The 16,504-nt window shown below is 56.5% G+C and carries 19 protein-coding genes; 8 read left to right on the top strand and 11 right to left on the bottom strand.

All coding sequences use genetic code 11. The features are described 5' to 3' along the window. Window positions 1–69 precede the first annotated feature (69 nt). The 4 genes from AC2FGC_RS15185 (at window position 70) to AC2FGC_RS15170 (ending at window position 4,759) form a co-directional block, all read left to right on the top strand. Window positions 70–549, top strand: coding sequence for an SRPBCC family protein (locus AC2FGC_RS15185; protein ID WP_496782752.1), 480 nt, complete (start codon window positions 70–72; stop codon window positions 547–549). An 80-nt stretch (window positions 550–629) separates the two neighbouring features. Continuing rightward, window positions 630–2,816, top strand: coding sequence for an excinuclease ABC subunit UvrB (gene uvrB / locus AC2FGC_RS15180; protein ID WP_496725912.1), 2,187 nt, complete (start codon window positions 630–632; stop codon window positions 2,814–2,816). Window positions 2,817–3,042: 226 nt separating this feature from the next. Then, window positions 3,043–3,960 (top strand): hypothetical protein, encoded by a 918-nt coding sequence (locus AC2FGC_RS15175; RefSeq protein ID WP_496782749.1) that lies wholly within the window; start codon window positions 3,043–3,045, stop codon window positions 3,958–3,960. Between the two features lie 91 nt (window positions 3,961–4,051). Next, window positions 4,052–4,759, top strand: a complete 708-nt coding sequence (locus AC2FGC_RS15170) for an ORF6N domain-containing protein (RefSeq protein WP_496725910.1) — start codon at window positions 4,052–4,054, stop codon at window positions 4,757–4,759. Here the strand turns inward: AC2FGC_RS15170 and AC2FGC_RS15165 are convergent. The 3 genes from AC2FGC_RS15165 to AC2FGC_RS15155 form a co-directional block, all read right to left on the bottom strand. Continuing rightward, complete coding sequence (locus tag AC2FGC_RS15165) at window positions 4,756–5,109, bottom strand: MmcQ/YjbR family DNA-binding protein (RefSeq protein WP_496725909.1); 354 nt, start codon at window positions 5,107–5,109, stop codon at window positions 4,756–4,758. The genes AC2FGC_RS15170 and AC2FGC_RS15165 overlap by 4 nt on opposite strands. A 50-nt stretch (window positions 5,110–5,159) precedes the next feature. Beyond that, window positions 5,160–5,450, bottom strand: coding sequence for an antibiotic biosynthesis monooxygenase family protein (locus AC2FGC_RS15160; RefSeq protein WP_170414756.1), 291 nt, complete (start codon window positions 5,448–5,450; stop codon window positions 5,160–5,162). 97 nt (window positions 5,451–5,547) lie between these two features. Continuing rightward, window positions 5,548–5,979 (bottom strand): excalibur calcium-binding domain-containing protein, encoded by a 432-nt coding sequence (locus tag AC2FGC_RS15155; RefSeq protein WP_496767385.1) that lies wholly within the window; start codon window positions 5,977–5,979, stop codon window positions 5,548–5,550. A 114-nt stretch (window positions 5,980–6,093) separates the two neighbouring features. Here AC2FGC_RS15155 and AC2FGC_RS15150 point away from each other — a divergent pair, with 114 nt between their 5' ends. After that, a complete protein-coding gene (locus tag AC2FGC_RS15150; protein WP_496725907.1) occupies window positions 6,094–6,597 on the top strand; it encodes a HugZ family pyridoxamine 5'-phosphate oxidase in 504 nt (167 codons plus the stop codon). On the opposite strand, the gene AC2FGC_RS15145 is transcribed toward AC2FGC_RS15150, so the two are convergent. Together AC2FGC_RS15145 and AC2FGC_RS15140 are read right to left on the bottom strand one after the other, a co-directional pair. After that, window positions 6,582–6,989: a universal stress protein gene (locus AC2FGC_RS15145; protein ID WP_496725906.1), complete on the bottom strand. Its 408-nt coding sequence runs from the start codon at window positions 6,987–6,989 to the stop codon at window positions 6,582–6,584. The genes AC2FGC_RS15150 and AC2FGC_RS15145 overlap by 16 nt on opposite strands. Window positions 6,990–7,054: 65 nt before the next feature. After that, window positions 7,055–7,381 (bottom strand): antibiotic biosynthesis monooxygenase family protein, encoded by a 327-nt coding sequence (locus AC2FGC_RS15140; protein ID WP_058278712.1) that lies wholly within the window; start codon window positions 7,379–7,381, stop codon window positions 7,055–7,057. Window positions 7,382–7,503: 122 nt separating this feature from the next. On the opposite strand from AC2FGC_RS15140, the gene AC2FGC_RS15135 reads away from it, so the two are divergent. Next, window positions 7,504–8,187 carry a hypothetical protein gene (locus AC2FGC_RS15135; protein WP_496725905.1) on the top strand — a complete coding sequence of 228 codons (684 nt, stop codon included), beginning with the start codon at window positions 7,504–7,506 and terminating at the stop codon, window positions 8,185–8,187. A gap of 21 nt (window positions 8,188–8,208) precedes the next feature. On the opposite strand, the gene AC2FGC_RS15130 is transcribed toward AC2FGC_RS15135, so the two are convergent. From AC2FGC_RS15130 to phhA, 5 genes are all read right to left on the bottom strand, one after another. Next, entirely contained in the window at window positions 8,209–10,497 is a 2,289-nt protein-coding gene (locus tag AC2FGC_RS15130; protein ID WP_496725904.1) for a glycosyl hydrolase family 28-related protein, read from the bottom strand. 135 nt (window positions 10,498–10,632) lie between these two features. After that, window positions 10,633–11,034 (bottom strand): DUF4864 domain-containing protein, encoded by a 402-nt coding sequence (locus tag AC2FGC_RS15125; RefSeq protein ID WP_496725903.1) that lies wholly within the window; start codon window positions 11,032–11,034, stop codon window positions 10,633–10,635. 48 nt (window positions 11,035–11,082) lie between these two features. Further along, the gene (locus tag AC2FGC_RS15120; RefSeq protein ID WP_496725902.1) at window positions 11,083–12,657 is read right to left on the bottom strand and encodes a lysine--tRNA ligase; all 1,575 of its coding nucleotides are present in this window, start codon (window positions 12,655–12,657) and stop codon (window positions 11,083–11,085) included. Between the two features lie 121 nt (window positions 12,658–12,778). Next, window positions 12,779–13,132: a 4a-hydroxytetrahydrobiopterin dehydratase gene (locus AC2FGC_RS15115; protein WP_496725901.1), complete on the bottom strand. Its 354-nt coding sequence runs from the start codon at window positions 13,130–13,132 to the stop codon at window positions 12,779–12,781. Window positions 13,133–13,139: 7 nt separating this feature from the next. Further along, entirely contained in the window at window positions 13,140–13,940 is an 801-nt protein-coding gene (gene phhA / locus AC2FGC_RS15110; RefSeq protein ID WP_496782748.1) for a phenylalanine 4-monooxygenase, read from the bottom strand. 109 nt (window positions 13,941–14,049) lie between these two features. Here phhA and AC2FGC_RS15105 point away from each other — a divergent pair, with 109 nt between their 5' ends. Both AC2FGC_RS15105 and AC2FGC_RS15100 read left to right on the top strand, forming a co-directional pair. Then, window positions 14,050–14,517, top strand: coding sequence for an Lrp/AsnC family transcriptional regulator (locus AC2FGC_RS15105; RefSeq protein ID WP_496782746.1), 468 nt, complete (start codon window positions 14,050–14,052; stop codon window positions 14,515–14,517). An 81-nt stretch (window positions 14,518–14,598) separates the two neighbouring features. Next, on the top strand, window positions 14,599–15,021 hold the full coding sequence (locus AC2FGC_RS15100; protein ID WP_058273455.1) for a tellurite resistance TerB family protein: 423 nt from the start codon (window positions 14,599–14,601) through the stop codon (window positions 15,019–15,021). Between the two features lie 2 nt (window positions 15,022–15,023). Here AC2FGC_RS15100 and dacB read toward each other — a convergent pair whose 3' ends face one another. After that, the gene (gene dacB, locus AC2FGC_RS15095) at window positions 15,024–16,502 is read right to left on the bottom strand and encodes a D-alanyl-D-alanine carboxypeptidase/D-alanyl-D-alanine endopeptidase (protein WP_496782743.1); all 1,479 of its coding nucleotides are present in this window, start codon (window positions 16,500–16,502) and stop codon (window positions 15,024–15,026) included. Window positions 16,503–16,504 lie beyond the last annotated feature (2 nt).

Here is a 16,504-nt window from a genome sequence, read left to right as displayed (position 1 = left end):
CGCCCTGATGTCAGAAACTGTCATCAGGGCCTTTTATAAATCGTGCAACGCCATCAAGAGGACACCAACATGATCCACCATAGAAAAAGCCTGGAAATCGACGCCCGGCCCGAATCCCTTTGGGCCATTCTAAGCCGTTTCATGCAAATCGACGAATTCGCACCACAAGTCGCCTCGGTGGATGCGCTGACGACTGGGCCAGACGGCGTCGGGTCGAAACGGCGTTGCCACTTTGAAAACGGCACCTCGCTGGTCGAGGAAGTGACGGATTGGCAAGTCAACAAAGGCTATCGCGTACGCTTGTCCGAGATGCCGGCGATGCCTTTGACCCAAGCACATGCGGCCATCACCATCGAACCCCTCGCGAATGGCCATTCGCGAGTCGTCTGGAGCATGGATTACCAGATGAAATATGGCCTGCTGGGCTGGCTGATGGGTCAAACGCTGATGAAGGCGATGATGGGCCGGGTTCTGGAGAGCAATCTGAAAGCGCTGGCCGACAAGGTGCAATCGGTTCAAATCCCCGATGCACAGTATGCCTATTACTGAAACTGAGTTTCTGAACCGGATCAGGCCTTGCAGTTGGACAAAATAAGAACAAATGTAAGGGCCTGACCCGGAGCCTGCCTATGCCCTATGCCCATTCCGACAAGACACAGCTGACCGCTGATGACGTTCGCGCGCGCCTGAAACTCGAAGGCGGCAAGCAGTTCGTCATGCATACCGAGTTCGCGCCTGCTGGTGATCAGCCAACTGCGATCAAGGAACTGACCAGCGGTATCTTTGACGGCGAAAGAGAACAGGTTCTGCTGGGCGCGACGGGGACCGGTAAGACGTTCACTATGGCCAAAGTGATCGAAGAAACCCAACGCCCTGCGATCATCCTTGCGCCCAACAAGACGCTGGCGGCCCAGCTTTATGGCGAATTCAAAGGCTTCTTCCCGGAAAACTCGGTCGAATACTTCGTCTCCTACTACGACTATTACCAGCCCGAGGCCTATGTCGCGCGGTCGGATACCTATATCGAGAAAGAATCCCAGATCAACGAACAGATCGACCGGATGCGCCACTCGGCCACCCGAGCGCTTTTGGAACGCGATGACGTCATCATCGTCGCCTCGGTGTCTTGCATTTACGGTATCGGTTCGGTCGAAACCTACGGGGCGATGACGCAGGACCTGAAGGTCGGCAATGAATACGACCAGCGGCAGGTGATGGCCGATTTGGTGGCTCAGCAATACCGCCGCAACGATCAGGCGTTTCAACGCGGCTCGTTTCGGGTGCGGGGCGATTCACTGGAAATCTGGCCTGCCCACCTAGAGGACCGGGCGTGGAAGTTCTCGTTTTTTGGTGAGGAGTTGGAAACCATCACCGAATTCGACCCGCTGACCGGCGAGCGTGCCGCGTCGATGGAACAGGTGCGGGTCTATGCGAACTCGCACTACGTGACGCCGAAACCGACGATGAATCAGGCAATCATCGGGATCAAAAAGGAACTGCGCATCCGGCTGGACCAGCTCGTCGGTGAGGGCAAGCTACTGGAGGCCCAACGTCTGGAACAGCGCACCAACTTCGATCTGGAAATGCTTGAGGCCACTGGCGTCTGCAACGGGATCGAAAACTACTCGCGCTATCTGACGGGCCGCGCACCGGGTGAGCCGCCGCCAACCCTGTTCGAATTCATCCCCGACAATGCTATCGTTTTCGCGGACGAAAGCCATGTCAGCGTGCCCCAAATTGGCGGCATGTACCGGGGCGACTACCGCCGCAAATTCACGCTAGCCGAACACGGGTTCCGCCTGCCGTCTTGCATGGACAACCGCCCCCTCAAGTTCGAGGAATGGGACGCCATGCGCCCGCAATCCGTCTTCGTCTCGGCAACCCCGGCCAAGTGGGAGATCGAACAGACCGGCGGTGTCTTCACCGAACAGGTGATCCGCCCCACAGGCCTGCTGGACCCCGAGGTCGAAATCCGCCCTGTCGGCATGCAGGTCGACGATCTGCTGGACGAGGTGCGCAAGGTCGCCGCCGATGGCTATCGCACGCTGGTCACCACCCTGACCAAACGCATGGCCGAGGATCTGACCGAATACATGCACGAACAGGGAATAAAAGTCCGCTACATGCACTCGGACATCGACACGCTGGAGCGCATCGAAATCCTGCGCGACCTGCGGCTGGGGGCCTTCGACGTGCTGATCGGCATCAACCTGCTGCGCGAGGGGCTCGACATCCCTGAATGCGGGTTGGTCGCCATTCTGGACGCGGATAAAGAGGGCTTCCTGCGATCTGAAACTTCCCTGATCCAGACCATCGGCCGCGCCGCGCGGAACGCCGATGGCCGGGTGATCATGTATGCCGACAAGATCACCGGCAGCATGGAGCGGGCACTGAACGAAACAAACCGCCGCCGGGCAAGGCAGATCGCCTATAACGAGGAAAATGGCATCACGCCTGCGACGGTGAAGAAAAATGTCGAGGACGTTCTGGCCGGTCTCTATCAGGGCGACGTCGACATGAACCGCGTCACCGCCACCATCGACAAACCAATGCACGGCGCGAACCTCGAGGCGCATCTGGACGGTCTGCGCGACAAGATGCGCAAGGCAGCCGAGAATCTGGAATTCGAAGAGGCCGCCAACATCCGGGATGAGATCAAACGTCTGGAAGCAGTCGATCTCGCCATCGCCGACGACCCCATGGCGCGCCAATGGGCGGTCGAGAAAGCCTCGGAAGACGCAGTAAAATCACGTGGACGGTCAACGGCCGGCAGGCCGGGGCAGCGGGGTGGGAATGTGAAGCGGCGGAAGCGGTGAGTAACCACCGCCATATTCTTGCCTAAGGTGCATGCTGGAGTATAACGCTCACAGTTATTGCAACCATAGGCATTGAAATGAACTGGGCTCTTTTTTAAGTGATTTAGCTGGCCGAGCATTCGGCCTAATTGGTCTCGTAGCCACTGCTGTCGTTGTCAATGCCTCGTCGGTACATTGGGAGATCGGCAGCGAGGACTTTGTTCTCGTCGCAGGCATCAGCTTGTTTATGTTTGCAATTACAGCGGTGTATCTCGTCCCCTCGCTCTATAATCGGATGCTGAGAAGGTGCGTGTCAGTCGGCCCAAAAGTGGCTTTTGTTATCGCCACTGGAATATGGGTTATCTTGTTGCTTATCGCTGTGAATCAAGGCTTCAAACCACCACGCGGTCTGTACTCGCAGTATTTCCCTCAATCGATTGCATTGTACATAATGGCGTCCTTGTGCTTGCTGTTTGTCGTTTCTATATGTCCATTTGGCCTTACGTTTCGCTCATCTCGTAGGTTTTTCATTGATTCCGGCGACTACGTTGAGCCCCAAAGAGCAGCGGAAATACCTAATGAGCAACTCCGGAAGCGAGATGTTTGGGACCATTTGGTCGAACTCCCATTTTACGTTTTCCTAGTTTTGCCCGGCTTGGCAATGTTCTTCGGAAACGCTGTGCCCACGGCGGAATGGAACGATTGGGTTGGTTCATACTTTTGGATTGCATTCGCTGCGGTTGGCGCAATGACAGTATTGCCCGCGTTCTTGCGAACTCAGCTTAGGCCCCCGCATAATAAACAAAGGCAACAGAGCACTACAAAACGGATCCTGATTTTGATCCTTGGCGGCCCGATAGTTTCATTCTTGGCGCTATGGGCGCTTTGGCATCATGGTGTTCCGTTCGCATGGAATTACCTAACGCAGAATCCTGTAAAGACGATCGAGTACGAAGTTGTGAGTGTTTCTACCAGCCGCAGAACTCGTGGCTGCGTGGACTTCAAGCCCGTACATGCACCCGACCTTGAAGTGTTGAACTGCGGCGTTGACAGTTACTGGGCTTCCAGATTGCAGCCCGGTGACACTGTTAATATTTCGGGTGAACTCAGTTGGTTTGGGCACAGCTTTGATCACATTGAATTGGAAAGCAAACAGTTGGATTGATGTCGCATCATGCCCGCCACACTTCAACCTTGCAGCCCAGCACGGGCTGCGTCACCTTTGAAATCACAAATTGTGATTCCAAACGGTTGCCATGACGAACCCCAAAAACCTGCCCAGCACGCATGAGGTCCAAAGCGCCATTCACCGAGTGCGCGGCACCCGTGTGGTGCTGGCCGAGGATCTGGCACAGTTCTACGGAAAATCCGTCAGCGCGTTCAATCAGGCCGTATCGCGCAACAAGGATCTGTTCGAGGGCTACCGCTTTCAGCTGACCGATGCCGAGGTCGGTGATTTGCAATCACAGAATGTGATCTCTAAGCCCAAGGGTCGCGGTGGGCGGCGGGTCAATCCGTGGGTCTATACGGATTACGGCGTGGCCATCGCCTCGGCCCTGTTCAAGGACCCGCGCGCCATCAAGATCACGCGGATGATTACCGAGGCCTTTGTCGACGGCGCAAACGCTCTGGCCGAGACCCCGCGCAGCGTGCCGGAAATCCTACCGCCCGCGGACGCCCTCGCCCCGCTGCTGCCCAATGGCGATCAGCTGCGCGATCTGGCCGAAAACATCCTCGATTCCGGGCAACAGAGCCTTGTCGACTATATCGCCAACCCCACCACCAAGCGTCAACAAGCGGTGGCGATGATCATGAAAACTCTGGCTGAGACCGCAGGCGAAGAGGTGCGCACCCAGCAAGAACGCCTGCGCCTGCGCATTGCCGAGCGTCTGGCCACCGGTGACTACACGGATGACGGCGACCGAAAACAACTGCTGGAATTGCTGCAGGCGATGAAGGGCTAAACACCCAATTCCGCCCGCAATTTCTTGGTCAGCTTGGCCACGACCAGATCATAGGACGTCACGATATGCTCGCGCAGCGACGCATCGCTCATGCCGCGTTCGTCATAGACCTGTAGCCATTTCATACCCCGCGACGCCAGATAGGGCGCTGGGCGGATGCCGGGTTCGCCCCCCAGCACTTCAAAGGCCAGATCGGTTGCTTTGAAGGTGAAGGCATCCTTGCCGTCATTCCAGCCACAGAGCGCAAAGACCTTGCCACCCACTTTCCATACATCCGCATTGCCCCATTGCACTACATGGGTGGTGGCCTTGAGGTTGGCACAAAAGCTGTTGAATTCATCGCGGGTCATCAGCCCAATTTTGGCGATTGCGTGTCTTTTGGCAAGCGCTGGGCGAGGTATTATCCCTTGTCCCAGTGGACCACGACGTCATACCCTGCAGGCGACGGCGGACCTTCGAGAAACTCGGCAAAATGTCCCCAAAGTTTGGCCACTTTGGACGCGTTCGCGTTTGATGTTTCCTCGCTTTGGACAACTGCGACGACAAATCCGGTACCGTCTTCATTCATGACATTGGTAAAGCTGTGCATGCCTTCCATGCCCATAATCTGATCTTTCAATTCATTCATTTTGGCCTCGGCAGCATCCCGCATGCCAGGCTTCATTTTAAACTGCGTAATACGTGCAAACATGACTTTCCTCCCTTTCAGGGCGAAATCCCCCACAGACGGCCGAAGCGGCGCGTCACGCGCACTATAGCATAGATTCGAATGTTTCGGATCGAGGTGATCAGGGCCGGACGAACTTGGCCGAACCCACCTGCCGTTGAGGCGCCGTCGCAGCCGGTTGAGGGTCCGCAGCCGGTTGGGGGATTGCGAACTGAGGAGCCGTCGCCCCGCAGGCCACACCATCTCCATCCGTATCGTTGCGCGTGTGGTATCCCGGCTCACCGTCCCAGTACGGCCCCGGCACCAAGGCTTCGGCGGCCTGGCAGCCAGCCAAGGCCACCAGATGCAACAGGGCATCGGGGCCTTCGAATTCTGATGTCCGCAAAAAAACACCCACCGCGATCGCCGCAGTGGTCGCGGGCAACATAAGGATCATGATAATAATACGAAAAGGCGACAGCGCCCGTCTGCGCTGCGCATCCGCGCGCCGATGTCGCGCTGCGGCTCTTGAGTTTTTCTTATTCGAGCCTTGCTCGGAATCATTGAGCGCCATACCGGACACCTAACCCGGATTTGTGGCAAAACCGAGACCCGAATGTCCCTCTCGCGTATAGGTCGCTATGCGGATAATGTTGCATCCGGATGTACCTCCAGGGCTAAAATACCGATGACCAAAACCGACCCGTATCGCCCGGTTGATGAAACAGCCTGCCAAATGGCCCGCGACCTGATCGAAAACGCGACGTTCGGCGCGCTGGCCGTGTTGCACCCTGATACGGCTTTACCTTCTGTGTCGCGCGTAGCCCTTGCAACGGATGATCGGGGGCGGCCGGTCACGTTGATCTCAACCCTGGCCGACCATACCCGGGCACTGACCACCAATCCGGCCTGTGCACTGTTGATTGGTGAACCCGGTGATACAGGCGATCCGTTGACGCACCCAAGGCTGACGCTGCATGCCAACGCGCAGCTCGTCGCCAGAAAGACAGAGAAACACGCCGCGCTGCGCGCCCGGTATCTGAGCCTGAGGCCCAAAGCCAAGCTTTATGCGGACTTCACCGATTTCGGGTTTGTCACGTTCACCATTTCCGATGCCGTTTTGAACGGCGGCTTTGGCAAGGCATGGCGCCTTGCCCCAACCGATATCTGGACCGATCAGCGCACCACATGAACGGCGCAGGCCGCATGGCGCACCACATGGTTGGTCGTAGAACCCAGCAACAAATCCTGCATCCCGGGACGGTGAGACGCCATGATGATCAGGTCGGGCTTATGTTCGACCGCCCAATCAAGAATTGTCCGGCCCGAATGACCCTCGACCAGAACACCATTGGCGTTGGGCAGTTTTTCGGCAAGCGCGTCCAGTTCCATCTGCAGCGCCTTACGTGCCTCGGCCAGATACTCTGGCGGCATGTAGGAAATGGCGTAACTCGGGATGTGTTCGACCACGTGCAGCAACGTGACCTGCGCATCCGATGTCGCCAGTATTTCGGCCAGCTTCAACGGCCCCGAGATATCCCTTTCGGCATCAAAGGAAATGGGGACAAGAATATTGTGATACATGACGCGCACCTCCGTTTTCACGCCTGAATCCTGCACCATCTCAGGCTGTTAGGCATTGATTCAGATCAGGCTCCACCAAAAGTCCCGGCCACCTCATACATCACCGGCTCAAAACTTTTGCACAGCTCGTTAATCTGCCGATTGCGGTTTCGCATTTCCGTGGTGCGCAGCATGGCCAGAAAATCCTCGCGGCGTTCCCATTGCGAATAGTTGGCGATCCGCGTCTGCGCGTCATTCACGTGCAGTCCCGCAGCGACAAATCCGGGCTGTTTCGAGATGAATTCCGCATAAGCGTCCGTCAGAGCTTCCAGCAAGTCCTGGCAGGTGCCGGGCGTCATCTCAAAGGTCGTGATAACTGTCTGGACGCTGGCGTCTTTGGCAATCTTCGGCATCTGGATTCTCCTCTATCTGTTTCAAACTTAACATAGGTTTTGAAAAGGTCTTGTGTTTCCTTTGTCATTTAGCGGCATCAAGTTCCTGCGGATTTGGGTCAAATCCTAACGATCTGTTAACCATGCTGGCGGATGCTGCGCGCATGCGCCGGGTTTCAATCCTTCTGATTTTGTTGTTGGCAGCCTCACCAGCCTGGTCTGGCGCTTGGTTGCGGGACAAGGGCGCAGCTTTTGTATCGACTGCCGTAACGGCGTTTAAGGATCCGGATTACGGATACGACTACAAAGGGTCATTTTATGCCGAGTACGGGTTGCGGGAGAAGCTAACGCTTGGCCTGGACGTTGAAGAGCACCGCGACATTTATGGGCATGCTCTGGTGTTTGCCCGCTTGCCTGTCGCCGAATTCGAAAAGTCAGGGCGCTTTGCTGCCGAGATTGCAATCGGAGCCCATCATCGCCAGATGCGAGCCTGGGCCTTGTACAAAGCCACGCTTTCGTACGGCAAGGGGTTTCAGACCGGCTGGGGCAATGGCTGGATTGCCATTGACGCTGCGCTGGAATTTCGAACGCATGATGCGGTATATCGCAAGTTGGACCTTACTGCAGGCCTGTCATCCCCGCGCCTTATTAACCCCCTGCTGCAAATCGAAACCGCGTACCAAAAAGACCAACCCCTGCACTGGAGGATCAAGCCCTCGATCATGATCCGCACCAAGGACAGCCCCACCACATGGGTTCTGGGCTTAGAGCGCAATGATGCCCGCAAAAATACGGGCATCAGGCTGGCTATCTGGAATACATTCTAAAACGCCCGTGATCGGTGCCGTTTAGTATTCCATACGCATGATGGCCGACACCGACCCACTGACGGGCAAAGGCCAGCGCATTTGGATAGTGTCTTGAATTGCGCCCTGCTCTAGCTCGACATAGGGCGTGGCGTGAACGATCTGCCCGCCCGCATTTCTGAGCGGCCCCAACACCGTAACCGCATCGCACCCGCGTGCCTTGCCGCCAAAGGGCAACCGGCCGTCAGCAGGAATGGTCCAAACCGAGGATGCCGATTGCTGCGAGCGTCGGATTCGCAACGGGTTTTCCACCTTTGCGTTGATGCCATTGAACGTGTTGTCTTCGAAAATCACGTTCAGATGCGCGGAATGGTTCAGATCGGCAAAGCTGGTATCAACGCGGTCGGCCCGGTCGATACGACCGCTGCTTGACCTGAATTTGTTCCCGGTCACGACCACTCCGTTCAGATAGTGCCCGGCCCCATGCGGGCGAATGACGATCTGACTGAACCACGGCGCGACTTCGCTTGCATAAAAGATGTTGTCCGAAATTGTCATCGAACTGAAGGAATATCCGCTTGTGTAGACCGGGTTTGCATCCCGCTCGTTGGTCCACTCGACAAAGCAGTTGTCGACATAATTTTCGGAAATGGTCGAGCTGTTATAAGTCCCGGTCATGATCAGCCCGGCACTGCGGATACCCTGCGGAATGCTGTCTCCTTGGAAAAAGTGGTTGCCTAAAATCAGGTTGTTGGATCCGGCCAACACAGCAAAATGCAGGAACCGCACGGCGCGATTGTGCCGTAGTTTGATATCGTTTGCATTGGCATTCAACGCAATGGATTTGCGGTCGGACACGTTGAAGGATTCTTCGGTCGACAGGAACTGGCAATTGTCGATCAACATCCCCTGACATCCGGTCCCGTGCGAGCTGATGCCGCGATCTTTGGGCCGGCTGATAAAGCAATTCGTCACCGCGAAGGTACTGCCGGACGGCGCAAGCCGGATCGCGCTGCTGCGGCCGTTGCACTGAAATTCGATCTCTTCCATACCAAATTTGCGCAACGTACTGAAACCGCTGAAATCCAACAGGTATTTGAACGACTGGAACGTGAAGGTTTGCGTCCCCGCCGCATCAAAGAGCGGGTCATTCAGCCTGATCTCTCCGGCACCGACATCCTTGGAGCGCACATAGATTTCACGCCCAACACCATTGCCCTGCACCAGCGCGCCAACCGGAATATTGGCGATGTTCTCCACATTGGTCAGCTTGGTCGAATCCGCCGGGTTGTAGGTTGCGACCGAGGTGAACGTCTCGGTATCCCAGGCCGCACTGCTTTTGACATCGAACTGCCCGTTACGGATGATGCGCCGGGTCGAAAAACCGCCCTGCCGGTTCGGAACGGCGGCGGCCATGTTAATCGGCGCCGTAACCGAGATTTTACGCCCGCCCATATCCAGCGATTCATGGTCCGAATTGTTCAGCAACGCCTGAAACGCTTTTTTGAACGCCAGTTCTTCATCCCCAAATGCCGCGATATACGCTGGAAGGTCGAAGTTCTTTGTCAACAATAACATCTTGTCGTCAGGCATGGTGATGGTGCCTTCAAAATCCATCTCGGACGACATCGATGTGTTCTGCGCCAGCAAATACGTCCCCTTCGGAACATAGATCCGGCGACCGCCGGCCGCCTGATCCGCTGCTTCGAACGCTACGGAATCGTCGACGACGCCATCGCCGATTGCACCATAATCACGCACGTCGACAGTGCTGATCATTTCGCGCAGGAAGATGCTGGTGACATCGGTGATCTCGATATCATCGACCCGAACGAGCGAACCGTTGGCACCATCGATATTCAGGCCGAAATGCCCATAAAGCGCAGCAACGCCCCAGGGCATGTCGACGCCCGAGCGTTGACCATTGCCAACGATAGCTGTGATTTCATGGACGGTGCCATAGCCCGATAGCTGCGTGACCGGCCCCTGATCAACGACGCCGTTTACCTGCTGGTCACCTGCCCCGCCAGCCCAGGCCGCAATACGAACCTGGGGCAAAGGACCGCTGATGGCTTTGACACGTGCTTTGATTTGCAAATAGCACCCCGGGATCAGGGGCGTCTGTCCCATGTAGCGAAGCTGCTGGGTTGCCTGCACCTTCAGGATTTCAAGGCAACCGCCGAAATCCGGGTCTGCCGGAACGAATGCCCCATTCGGTGCCCCATTATAGGTTGGCGAACCCGGTGTCCCGTCGCCTCTGGACCAGACGCTCAGACCATTCGCGAAAGCAGGCGGCATGAAGACGATGCCGTCGGTGATTGCCTTGTTCATAGAAATCCCTTTCCCAATCGCCCGCAGCAGGTCGCCGCGCGCACAAACCCAGTGTCCGGGGCTGCCCGAACGCAAAAGTCTGAGTACCGAATAGGGATTAACCGCCGCTCATATCACCGTGACGGTGGTGTTGCATCATGCAGCTGGATCTGAATTTCCCAAAAGCTGCACACCATTGATCTTCCAGCCGTTTTCCTGCCGAACCATCTGATAATCCAAAACGTGCACTTGTCCATTGCCATCCGTGACCATAACCTTCTGCCACAATGCGCCAGCAACCTCTCGCAGTTCCAGAAAGCGAACATCTGCAGGTCTCCAGACCATGGGATAGCCATTGCGAACCATCGCTCCGAAATTCTCAGGCGTTCCGAAAAAGCTCTGGATGTTGGGGCTTGCGAAGGTAAAGGCAGTGGCAAAATCATCCGCCTTAAACGCCTGTATTTGCGCCGCAATATTTGCCTCGATCTCGGCACTTTGGGCAAACGCGCCCGTAGCCAGTCCGGCACTGAGTGATACAGCAAGTAGTAAACGACGCATGGGGTCACCTCCTGATGAAAGGGTAGCCCCATGCGGTATTAGGTCAAATCAGACCAGCTCTCCGACCAATGCTTTTTCGATCAGTGCGATGGTTTCGGGCACGCCGTACAGGGCGATGAAACCACCAAAGCGTGGACCCTGCGAGGCACCAAGCAGCACCTCATAAAGCGCAGTGAACCAACCGCGCATCGGGTCGAACCGTTCGCGTCCGATGGAATAAACCACGGATTGTAGCGCCTCGTCCTCAATCGGACCATCATAAGCCTCAAGCGCGGCTTTCAGTGCTTCCAGCGCTTCGCGTTCCTGATCGGTCGGCGCGCGGTGCTGGCGGGTGGGTTTGACGAAATCGTTGAAGTAGCGCACCGCAAACCCCGCAGCCTGATCCAGATCAGGATGGGTGTCGGGCGTGGCCTCGGGTGCATAGCGACGGATAAAGCCCCACAGCGCCTCTTTGTCCTCGGCCCCGGAAACCGACGCCAGATTCAACAACATCGCAAACGGAACGATCAGAGTGGATTCCGGAACGTCCCCACCGTGAATATGCCAGACGGGATTGTTCAGCTGCGCTTTCAGCTCCTGCCCTGGATAGGCTCGCAATTGCTGGTGGTATTCGTCGTAAGCTTTCGGGATCACGTCAAAATGCATACGCTTCGCCGTCTTGGGCTTTTGATACATGAAGTATGCCAGCGACTCCGTCGGCGCATAGGTCAGCCATTCATCAATCGACACACCATTGCCCGACGATTTGGAAATCTTCTGACCGTTTTCGTCCAGGAACAGCTCATACGAGAAATGCTCGGGCGCACGCCCGCCCAACGCACGGCAAATCGCGTCATAGATCTTTTCGTTCGTGGCGTGTTCCTTGCCGTACATCTCGAAATCAACGCCCAGCGCAGCCCAGCGCGCGCCGAAATCCGGCTTCCACTGCAGCTTGACGTGGCCGCCTGTGACAGGAACCGTCCATTCTTTACCGGTCTCATCGTCAAAGGTCACGGTGTAGGTCTCAGCACAGACCTTTTTCATCGGCACATACATGACCCGCCCGCTTTCGGGGTGCAGCGGCAGGAAGATCGAATAGGTCTGCTTACGTTCGTCCCGCAGGCTTTTGAGCATGATCGCCATGATCTCGTCATAACGCTCAACCGCACGCTTCAGGATCTCGTCAAACCGTCCGGACTCGTAGAATTCCTTGGCCGAGTAGAATTCATACTCGAAACCAAACGTATCCAGAAAACGGCGCAGCATCGCGTTGTTATGTTCGCCAAAGCTGTCATGCGTGCCGAAGGGATCTGGCACCGAGGTCAGCGGGCGCTGCAAGTGCTGTTCCAGAATCTCGGGGTTTGGCACATTGGTTGGCACCTTGCGCATGCCGTCCAAATCATCCGAGAAACAGATCAGCTTCGTCGGGATGTCCGACAGCGCCTCGAACGCGCGTTTGACCATCGTCGTTCGCGCCACTTCGCCAAACGTGCCGATATGCGGCAGACCTGAGGGACCATAGCCCGTTTCAAACAGCACGTATCCCTTTTCCGGAGCACCTTTCTGATAGCGTTTGAGCAACCGGCGCGCCTCTTCAAAAGGCCAGGCCTTGGACGACATCGCGGTTTCACGCAGTTCAGACATCAGATTTGCTCCATCGGGAAAAACAGTGTCGGTCGCCCGATGCAACCGACCGACCCCTCCTATTGTGCCGGTGCAGCATGAGTCAATAAAGCGCGCTGTTTTTCCTGATGGAAAGGACGATTTAAGCTGTCAACTGGTCCAGTTTCGCAGCCCAGATAAAGTCATTTTCGCTGAGGCCGCCGATTTCGTGGGTCGTCAGTTTGACATCCACATATCCCCACCCGAAGCAGACATCCGGATGGTGCCCCTGCTGATCGGCCAACCAAGCGCAGAGATTTGCAAGATAGGTCGCCTTGGCAAAGCCTTTGAACTTGAAGTGCCGGCTCAGCATCTTTGCATCCACGTCCAGTTGCCAGTCGGACGAGAGCTCCGCAAAATGGGTGTTGGCCTCATCGCGAGTCAAAGCCGGGACGCCGCCGGAACAGGGCACACAAGTACGGTCCGACAGACTGCAGGTTTCTCCTGATGTGGTCATGATCCGTTTACTCCGCTGCGGTTGCTTTTTCCGGAAACTTGTTCGGCAGCAATCCAAGGGATTGAGCTTTGCGCACGTCCTGCAATAGGTCGCGCTCGGCAGCTGCAAACAACTCCTCAGGTGAGTTTAACACGAAATAGCCCATTTGGTGCATGTCGATCCGATAGGGCGTGCGCAGGATTGCCATAATGTCGAACGGGCCCCGATCGGGGATATCGCTCTCGACAGCATAGACAAGCTCGGTCGGCGAAGACGCAAGCCCTGAGCCCAGTGCCCTGATCTCACCATCCTGACGACGCAGACCAAATTCGATTGAGAACCAGTACAGTCGGATCAGCCAAGAGTAATCCTTGTCGTTGGCCTGTACCCCGGCCTTCCCAATGGCATGGCTGAAAGCCGCAAAGCGGGGATCGCTCAGCAGGGGCGTATGACCGAATATCTCGTGAAAGATGTCAGGCTCTTCGATATAGTCGAAATCTTCGCGCGAGCGGATAAAGGATGCGGCGGGAAAGACCCTGTCCGCTAGCATGCCGAAAAAAGTCTTGAACCCGATCAGCGCAGGCACCGGTTGGACCCGCCAGCCAGTCATATCCAGAAGCCGTTCAGAGATATCGGCACAAGACGGCACGGTGGTTTTTGGCAGGTCCAGTCTTTTCAACCCGTCCAGATAGTCCTGCGCCATATAGCGCTGAACGTTTTCCTCTTGGGCCGCGTAAAGGTCGGCCCAAACAGCATCCTCTTCCGGCGTATACGCGATATGGCCGCGCGCATCGGCAACCTTTGCGGCGTATTTGGTCGACTTGGGCATCACTTTTCCTCCCTTATGAAAAGAATACGCCCTCTGATTGAAAAATTTGGTTTGGATTAACGGTGAAACTCCAGTAATTTGGCAAATACATATCATTGAGTCATGATTTATGAGACAAACACTTCAATCCGCCGATATCGCCATATTGCAAGAACTTCAGAAGGATGGCCGTCAATCCATGCAGGACCTTGCGGATCGCACGGGGTTATCCGCTTCGCAGTGCTGGCGGCGTGTGCGTGACCTTGAGGCCGCTGGTATCATTTCCGGCTATACCGCGCAGATACGCGCCAAGTCTGTTGGGTTGAACGCCATAGCCTACGTTCACGTAGCTTTGCGCGAGCATCAGGAGGAAAGCATCAACGCGTTCCTGCGCCTGATTGAAACCGAACCTCAGATCGTCGAGTGCGCCTCAATCACCGGGGATCACGATTTCATACTGAAAGTCTATGCCAAGACACCGGAAGAGCTTGAGCACTTCATTATGCAGCGACTTTTGAAATCCGGCCTTGTGCGCGACACGCGCAGCAATTTTGTATTGCGGCAAACCAAAACGCGCGGTCCTTTGCCCATTCTCTAGCCTCGCCGAAGCGAAACTCGTTGAACCTGCCCGCTTGCCCACCTATCGTGCTGACGCAGAAAGCCTAATCAGGACGACACCATGACCGAACAAGTACCCCACCCAATGTCCCCTCAGGATTGCCTTGTTGCGATCATGGTTGCGATCTCTGCGTCTGATGAAACCATCCGTACAGCTGAGCTGGTCAAGATCGAAGGCGCGGTCAATATGCTGCCGGTTTTTGCCGAGTATGACATCGACCGAACCCGCCGCGTTTCGCAAACTGTGTTTGACCTGTTTGAACAAGAAGACGGGCTGGATGCGCTGTTCGGCCTGATCCGCGACAATCTGCCCGAACGGCTGAACGAAACCGCCTATGCACTGGCCTGTGATGTGGCCGCCGCCGACGGCTCGCTGGCGGAATCCGAGCTGCGCTTGCTTGAAGAAATTCGTTACGAGCTGAGCATTGATCGCCTGCATGCCGCCGCGATCGAACGCGGCGCGCGGGCACGTCACACCACCTGATCTTAGCTTCCGGCCATAGACCCCCAGCGCTCGATCAGTGCGCGTTGGAGTTTGCGCGAGCGATTGTTCCAGCTTCGCGCGCCTTGCGGTCGTTCGCGCTGCGCGCGCGGGATCGTGGCCCGATGGTCGACATCGGCGGTGAAAATGGCAAAGGCCAATTCGGAGCCGTCCGGCGTTGTGATGAAGCCGCCAAGACCAGAAACAAAATTCAGCGTACCGGTCTTGGCATCGACCTTGATCGGGTGATCTTTGACCGGCCGCCCCTGACTGTCCGCAAGGGTGAATTTTTTCAGCAATGGTTTCAATGAGTCCGCTTGTTTCGCCGCGACCAGTGCTGTCACCAAAGCGCCCGGTGCCATTCGGGACGCATCGCTTAGACCCGAGTGGTCCACCATCGCGATCCCCGTTACGCCATATGTCTCGGTCGCCCAACGGTTCATTTCGGCCGCAGAATCCGCCAAGGTTTGCAGATTTGCACCGCGCGCTTGCGAGGCCGCCATACCAACCATCTCAGCCGTCAGGTTGGTCGAGTACTTCAACATGCCGCGCAAGATACTGTCCAGCGGATCACTGTGATGCACCACAAGCAAGGTTCCCTTCGGCGCTTCGCGCATGACCTGTACGCGACCCAACTGGATCCCATTCGCGCGCGCCAGCGTCCTGAACACATCCCCCGCATAAAGCGCAGGCTTGCGCACCGGCAACCACCGCGCCCCACCAGTCCCAAGCGCCCCTTGCGCCACGGTCCAGCGGTCCTGCCGCGCGCTGGATTCATAGGTGTAGATAGGCGCTTTTCGTTTCTCAATCTGCATAGAGGCCACATCGACCGACGGTTTGTACCGCGCGCTGCGCGCATCCATGGACACGTCATAACGGGTACCATCACGTTTCCACTCAAAATGCACCCGGTTGAAATTCAACGATATGCCGCTGATGGAAGGGCTATAGCCCAAATGATCCGGCTGCCCCGGATCGATGCTGAACACATAAGGCAGCGCCCCCTCGTATACTTTGAACGCACCCTGAACCTCGGAAATCCCAGCCTCGCGCAGATTGGCTGCCATATTGGCCAACGCATCGGTGTCCAGCAGCGGGTCGCCACCTCCCACAAGGATCAAGTCACCTTTCAGGATACCATTTTCGATCGGTCCATCCGCCATCAGGGCGGTCTCGAACCGGTAGTCCGATCCCAAGACATCCAACGCATAAAGAGCTGTCAGCGCCTTGGCCACGCTTGCTGGCGGCAGCCCCTGATCGCCGCTGAACTCTTCCAGCTGCGTGCCCGTTGTTACATCCGCCACCGCGAACACCACCTCACCACGCAGCCCGGCCGCTTGGACAAGTCGCTCGACCCCGGTCGGTACGTCGCCGCGCAATTGAGGGCGCAACGAGACCAAAGGCGCCTCGGCCAGCACAGCAGAAGGGATCAAAGCTGCCCCCAGCCCCGCTAAAAATCCACGTCGAGAAAATCGGTCAGTCATAA

It is taken from the genome of Ruegeria sp. CDSC054, assembly GCF_059610645.1.
This window is presented reverse-complemented; position numbering and strand designations above follow the sequence as displayed.

What these genes read in the sequence shown, in the direction of transcription:
- AC2FGC_RS15185 (WP_496782752.1), top strand. Translation starts at nt 70, where the DNA reads ATGATCCACCATAGAAAAAGCCTGGAAATCGACGCCCGGCCCGAATCC.
- uvrB (WP_496725912.1), top strand. Translation starts at nt 630, where the DNA reads ATGCCCTATGCCCATTCCGACAAGACACAGCTGACCGCTGATGACGTT.
- AC2FGC_RS15175 (WP_496782749.1), top strand. Translation starts at nt 3,043, where the DNA reads ATGTTTGCAATTACAGCGGTGTATCTCGTCCCCTCGCTCTATAATCGG.
- AC2FGC_RS15170 (WP_496725910.1), top strand. Translation starts at nt 4,052, where the DNA reads ATGACGAACCCCAAAAACCTGCCCAGCACGCATGAGGTCCAAAGCGCC.
- AC2FGC_RS15165 (WP_496725909.1), bottom strand. Translation starts at nt 5,109, where the DNA reads ATGACCCGCGATGAATTCAACAGCTTTTGTGCCAACCTCAAGGCCACC.
- AC2FGC_RS15160 (WP_170414756.1), bottom strand. Translation starts at nt 5,450, where the DNA reads ATGTTTGCACGTATTACGCAGTTTAAAATGAAGCCTGGCATGCGGGAT.
- AC2FGC_RS15155 (WP_496767385.1), bottom strand. Translation starts at nt 5,979, where the DNA reads ATGGCGCTCAATGATTCCGAGCAAGGCTCGAATAAGAAAAACTCAAGA.
- AC2FGC_RS15150 (WP_496725907.1), top strand. Translation starts at nt 6,094, where the DNA reads ATGACCAAAACCGACCCGTATCGCCCGGTTGATGAAACAGCCTGCCAA.
- AC2FGC_RS15145 (WP_496725906.1), bottom strand. Translation starts at nt 6,989, where the DNA reads ATGTATCACAATATTCTTGTCCCCATTTCCTTTGATGCCGAAAGGGAT.
- AC2FGC_RS15140 (WP_058278712.1), bottom strand. Translation starts at nt 7,381, where the DNA reads ATGCCGAAGATTGCCAAAGACGCCAGCGTCCAGACAGTTATCACGACC.
- AC2FGC_RS15135 (WP_496725905.1), top strand. Translation starts at nt 7,504, where the DNA reads ATGCTGGCGGATGCTGCGCGCATGCGCCGGGTTTCAATCCTTCTGATT.
- AC2FGC_RS15130 (WP_496725904.1), bottom strand. Translation starts at nt 10,497, where the DNA reads ATGAACAAGGCAATCACCGACGGCATCGTCTTCATGCCGCCTGCTTTC.
- AC2FGC_RS15125 (WP_496725903.1), bottom strand. Translation starts at nt 11,034, where the DNA reads ATGCGTCGTTTACTACTTGCTGTATCACTCAGTGCCGGACTGGCTACG.
- AC2FGC_RS15120 (WP_496725902.1), bottom strand. Translation starts at nt 12,657, where the DNA reads ATGTCTGAACTGCGTGAAACCGCGATGTCGTCCAAGGCCTGGCCTTTT.
- AC2FGC_RS15115 (WP_496725901.1), bottom strand. Translation starts at nt 13,132, where the DNA reads ATGACCACATCAGGAGAAACCTGCAGTCTGTCGGACCGTACTTGTGTG.
- phhA (WP_496782748.1), bottom strand. Translation starts at nt 13,940, where the DNA reads ATGCCCAAGTCGACCAAATACGCCGCAAAGGTTGCCGATGCGCGCGGC.
- AC2FGC_RS15105 (WP_496782746.1), top strand. Translation starts at nt 14,050, where the DNA reads ATGAGACAAACACTTCAATCCGCCGATATCGCCATATTGCAAGAACTT.
- AC2FGC_RS15100 (WP_058273455.1), top strand. Translation starts at nt 14,599, where the DNA reads ATGACCGAACAAGTACCCCACCCAATGTCCCCTCAGGATTGCCTTGTT.
- dacB (WP_496782743.1), bottom strand. Translation starts at nt 16,502, where the DNA reads ATGACTGACCGATTTTCTCGACGTGGATTTTTAGCGGGGCTGGGGGCA.